The following is a 4,371-nucleotide window of genomic DNA, read 5'->3' as shown; positions in this document are numbered from 1 at the left end:
CATGCGCGTCCGGCAGCCAGGTGTGCACCGGCCACATCGGCATCTTCACCGCGAAAGAGGCGAAGAAGGCCAGCCACAGCAGCGTCTGGAACCCGCCCGCGATCTCGAAGCCGAGCAGCGTCATCGGCGCGGCGGAAAAATCGTGCCGCAGCAATTCCGCGATGTCGGTGGTTCCCGCATCCTGCACCATCGCGATCATGGCGATCAGCATCAGCAGCGAGCCGAGCAGCGTGTAGAGGAAGAACTTGAAGGAGGCGTAGATCCTGTCCTTCCCGCCCCAGATCCCGATGATCAGGAACATCGGGATCAGCCCGCCCTCGAAGAACAGGTAGAACAGGATGACGTCGAGCGCGACGAACACGCCGATCATCAGCGTCTCGAGCACGAGAAACGCCGCCATGTACTCCTGCACGCGCGTGTTCACGCCCCAGGAGGCGTAGATCGCGAGCGGCATGATGAAGGTCGTGAGCATCACGAACAGGATCGAGACGCCGTCCACGCCCACCTTGTAGCGCAAGGCGCCGAGCCAGGAATGTTCCTCGACGAACTGGAAATCGGTGTTCGAGGGGTCGAAGCCGAACAGCAGGAACAGCGAAATCAGGAAGGTCGCCGAGACCGCCCACATCGCGGCCCAGCGCGCGTTCTCGCGCGCCTGCGGCGTGTCGCCCTTGACGCCGAACAGGATGATCAGCGCCCCGATCAGCGGCAGGAAAGTGACGATGGTGATGATCGGCATCGCCTCAGGCTCCCTTGACCGCGTACCAGGTGATCAGCAGCGACAGCCCGAGCAGCATCGCGAAGGCGTAGTGGAACAGATAGCCAGACTGCGCCCGCCCCGCGAGCCGCGTCACCCAGGGCACGACCCCCATCGCCAGCCCGTTGATCGCGCCGTCGATGGTCGCCCCGTCGCCCCGCTTCCACAGGAAGCGCCCCAGCCACTTGGCGGGATTGACGAAGATCGCCTCGTAAAGCTCGTCGAAATACCACTTGTTGAGCAGGAAGCGGTAGAGAGGCCCGTGCCGCTGCGCCAGCGCCGCCGGCAGCTCCGGCTCGCGGATGTAGAACCAGTAGGCCACGCCCAGCCCGCCGAGCATGGCGAGGAAGGGCGCGAGCTTCACCAGCGCCGGCACGTAATGGCTGTCATATAGGACGGTGTTGGTCTCGGCAGTGAAGATCGTCGAGGCCCAGAACTGCGCCTCGTGATGGCCGACGAAATCGCCGTAGAACTCCATTCCCGCCAGCGCCGCGCCCACGCCGAGGATGATCAGCGGGACGGTCATCACCAGCGGGCTCTCATGCGCATGGGCATGCGCGTGATGATCGCCCTTCTCGGGGCCGTGGAACGTCATGAAGATCAGCCGCCACGAGTAGAACGAGGTGAAGGCGGCGGCGACCAGCAGCAGCCAGAAGGCGTAGCCGGCGCCGGCCGCCGGCGAGGCGAAGGCGCTCTCGATGATCACGTCCTTCGAGATGAACCCCGCAAAGCCGATCGGCGTGTCCATCACGTAGAGGAAGGGCACGCCGACGCCGGTGATCGCCAGCGTGCCGATCAGCATCATCTTGTAGGTGAGCGGGATCTTGTCCTTCAGCCCGCCCATGCGCCGCATGTCCTGCTCGTGATGCATCGCATGGATCACCGAGCCCGCGGCGAGAAACAGCAGCGCCTTGAAGAAGGCGTGGGTGAACAGATGGAACATCGCCGCCTGATAGGCGCCGACGCCGGCGGCGGCGAACATGTAGCCGAGCTGCGAGCAGGTCGAATAGGCGATCACCCGCTTGATGTCGTTCTGCACCAGCCCCACCGTCGCAGCGAAGAAGGCGGTCGAGGCGCCGACGATGGTGACGATCCACAGCGCCGTCGGCGCGACTTCGAAGATCGGCGACATCCGGCAGACGAGGAACACGCCGGCCGTCACCATCGTCGCCGCATGGATCAGCGCCGAGACGGGCGTCGGCCCCTCCATCGCGTCGGGCAGCCAGGTGTGCAGGAACAGCTGCGCCGATTTCCCCATCGCGCCGATGAAGAGCAGGATCGCCAGCGTCTCGGCCGCGTTCACTTCCATGCCGAGGAAGCGGAAGCTCGACTCCGCCAGCATCGGCGCCGCGGCGAAGACGTCGTCGAGCCGGATCGAGTCGACCATGTAGAACAGGCCGAAAATCCCCAGAGCATAGCCGAAATCGCCGACGCGGTTGACGATGAACGCCTTCATCGCCGCCGCATTGGCGCTGTCCTTGTGGCGGTAATAGCCGATGAGGAGATAGGAGGCGAGGCCGACGCCCTCCCAGCCGAAGAACATCTGCGCGAGATTGTCCGCCGTCACCAGCATCAGCATGGCGAAGGTGAAGAAGGACAGATAGGCGAAGAAGCGCGGCTTGGCCGGATCCTCCTCCATGTAGCCCATCGAATAGACATGCACGAGCGCCGAGACCGAAGTCACCACGACCAGCATCACCGCCGACAGCGTGTCGATGCGGATCGCCCAGTCGGCGCTCAAGCTGCCGCTGTCGATCCAGCGCCAGAGCGTGACGACCTCGACCGCCGAATGGTCCATCGTCAGGAAGACGATCCAGCTCAGAAGGCAGGACAGCCCGACAATGACGGTCGTCGTCAGCATCGCGACCCGGTCGCCGAGTTGCCGGCCGAAGAAGCCGACGACGATCGAGGCGATCAGCGGGCCGAACAGGATCAGCGAATACACCGGCTCACCCCTTCATCGTGTTGATGTCGGCCACGTCGATCGAGCCGCTGTTGCGGAAGAAGCAGACGAGGATCGCGAGCCCGATGGCGGCCTCCGCCGCCGCCACCGTCAGGATGAACAGGGTGAAGACCTGCCCCACCAGATCGCCCAGATGCGCCGAGAAGGCGACGAGATTGATGTTGACCGCCAGAAGCATCAGCTCGACGGACATCAGGATGATGATGACGTTCTTGCGGTTCAGGAAAATCCCGAAGATGCCGATGACGAACAGCATCGCCGCGACTGTAAGATAGTGGCCGAGCCCGATCTCCATCCGCCCCGTCTCCCTCGTTCTTATTTTCGGTTCAGGCGCCCTGCCCGGGCTTCACGTCGCGCAACTCGACCGATTGCGCGCGCGTGCGGTACATCTGGGCGAGCACGTCCTGCTTCTTGACGCCCTCGCGCTTGCGCAGCGTCAGCACGATGGCGCCGATCATCGCCACCAGAAGGATCAGCCCTGCGATCTGAAACAGATAGACGTATTGCCCGTAGATCAGCTTGCCGAGCGCCACGGTGTTGGACACGTCCTGCGGCATCGGCGCGATGGCGGCGCGCTCGGCCATGGCAGGTTCGCCGATGCTCCAGGCGCCGACGGCGAGCACCAGCTCCGCCAGCAGGATGACGACGACCAGCCCGCCGAGCGGGAGATACTCGGCGAAGCCGCTGCGCAGCGCCGCGAAATCGACGTCGAGCATCATCACGACGAACAGGAACAGCACCATCACCGCGCCGACATAGACGATGATCAGCAGCATCGCGACGAATTCGGCGCCCGCCAGCACGAACAGCCCCGCCGCCGAGAAGAAGGCGAGGATCAGCCACAGCACCGAATGCACCGGGTTGCGGGCGAGCACCATCAGCAGGCCCGAGGCGACCAGCACCGCGGAAAAGCTGTAGAAAGCGATGGCGGTCAGGGCCATGATCGGTCTGCGCTCCCCTCGGCGCGCGCGCTGCGCGCGTCTTCCCTGTCGTCGTCCGCGCGAGACGCGGTTGTTGTTCTGACCGCGCCTCAGCGATAGGGCGCGTCGATTTCGAGATTGCGCGCGATCTCGCGCTCCCAGCGGTCGCCGTTGTCGAGAAGTTTCTCCTTGTTGTAGAAGAGTTCTTCTCGCGTCTCGGTGGCGAATTCGAAATTCGGCCCCTCGACGATGGCGTCCACCGGGCAGGCTTCCTGGCAGAAGCCGCAATAGATGCATTTCGTCATGTCGATGTCGTAGCGCGTGGTGCGGCGGCTGCCGTCCTCGCGCGGCTCGGCTTCGATGGTGATCGCCTGCGCCGGGCAGATCGCCTCGCAGAGCTTGCACGCGATGCAGCGCTCCTCGCCATTGGCGTAGCGGCGCAGCGCGTGCTCGCCGCGGAAGCGGGGCGAGAGCGGCCCTTTCTCGAACGGATAGTTGATCGTGACCTTGGGCTTGAAGAAATACTTCATGCCCACCTTGAAGCCCGCGACGAAGTCGCTCAGCAGGAAGTATCGCGCCGCCTTGTCGAACGGAATGCCCATCTCAGCCTCCTGTCGCCCAGCGGGCGTAGCCCGGAACGTCGAATTGCGCCAGCGTCGCCGCGATCACGACCCAGCCGAGCGACATCGGCAGGAACACCTTCCAGCCCAGCCGCATCAGCTGATCGTAGCGAT

5 protein-coding genes and 1 pseudogene are annotated in these 4,371 nt (G+C 64.4%); all 6 read right to left on the bottom strand.

Annotated features, from left to right (window positions below; translation table 11 throughout):
* A partial coding sequence (locus V7Q31_RS17655) for an NADH-quinone oxidoreductase subunit M (RefSeq protein ID WP_333835165.1) occupies positions 1 to 736 on the bottom strand: 736 nt, incomplete at its 3' end.
* 4 nt (positions 737 to 740) lie between these two features.
* Positions 741 to 2,699 (bottom strand): NADH-quinone oxidoreductase subunit L, encoded by a 1,959-nt coding sequence (gene nuoL / locus V7Q31_RS17650; RefSeq protein WP_333835164.1) that lies wholly within the window; start codon positions 2,697 to 2,699, stop codon positions 741 to 743.
* A 4-nt stretch (positions 2,700 to 2,703) separates the two neighbouring features.
* Positions 2,704 to 3,012, bottom strand: coding sequence for an NADH-quinone oxidoreductase subunit NuoK (gene nuoK / locus V7Q31_RS17645; RefSeq protein WP_333835163.1), 309 nt, complete (start codon positions 3,010 to 3,012; stop codon positions 2,704 to 2,706).
* A gap of 31 nt (positions 3,013 to 3,043) precedes the next feature.
* Positions 3,044 to 3,658: an NADH-quinone oxidoreductase subunit J gene (locus tag V7Q31_RS17640; RefSeq protein WP_333835162.1), complete on the bottom strand. Its 615-nt coding sequence runs from the start codon at positions 3,656 to 3,658 to the stop codon at positions 3,044 to 3,046.
* Between the two features lie 89 nt (positions 3,659 to 3,747).
* Positions 3,748 to 4,239, bottom strand: a complete 492-nt coding sequence (gene nuoI, locus V7Q31_RS17635) for an NADH-quinone oxidoreductase subunit NuoI (RefSeq protein ID WP_333835161.1) — start codon at positions 4,237 to 4,239, stop codon at positions 3,748 to 3,750.
* A gap of 1 nt (position 4,240) precedes the next feature.
* Positions 4,241 to 4,371, bottom strand: a pseudogene (locus V7Q31_RS17630) (NADH-quinone oxidoreductase subunit H); the annotation flags it as partial.

The sequence above is a fragment of the Rubrimonas sp. genome (assembly GCF_036788415.1).
Lineage (GTDB): Bacteria > Pseudomonadota > Alphaproteobacteria > Rhodobacterales > Rhodobacteraceae > Rubrimonas.
Note: the sequence above shows the minus strand (reverse complement) of the source record. Positions and strands in the feature narration are given on the sequence as shown.

Coding starts and splice junctions, on each gene's coding strand:
- nuoK (WP_333835163.1), bottom strand. CDS start 3,012: ATGGAGATCGGGCTCGGCCACTATCTTACAGTCGCGGCGATGCTGTTC.
- V7Q31_RS17640 (WP_333835162.1), bottom strand. CDS start 3,658: ATGGCCCTGACCGCCATCGCTTTCTACAGCTTTTCCGCGGTGCTGGTC.
- nuoI (WP_333835161.1), bottom strand. CDS start 4,239: ATGGGCATTCCGTTCGACAAGGCGGCGCGATACTTCCTGCTGAGCGAC.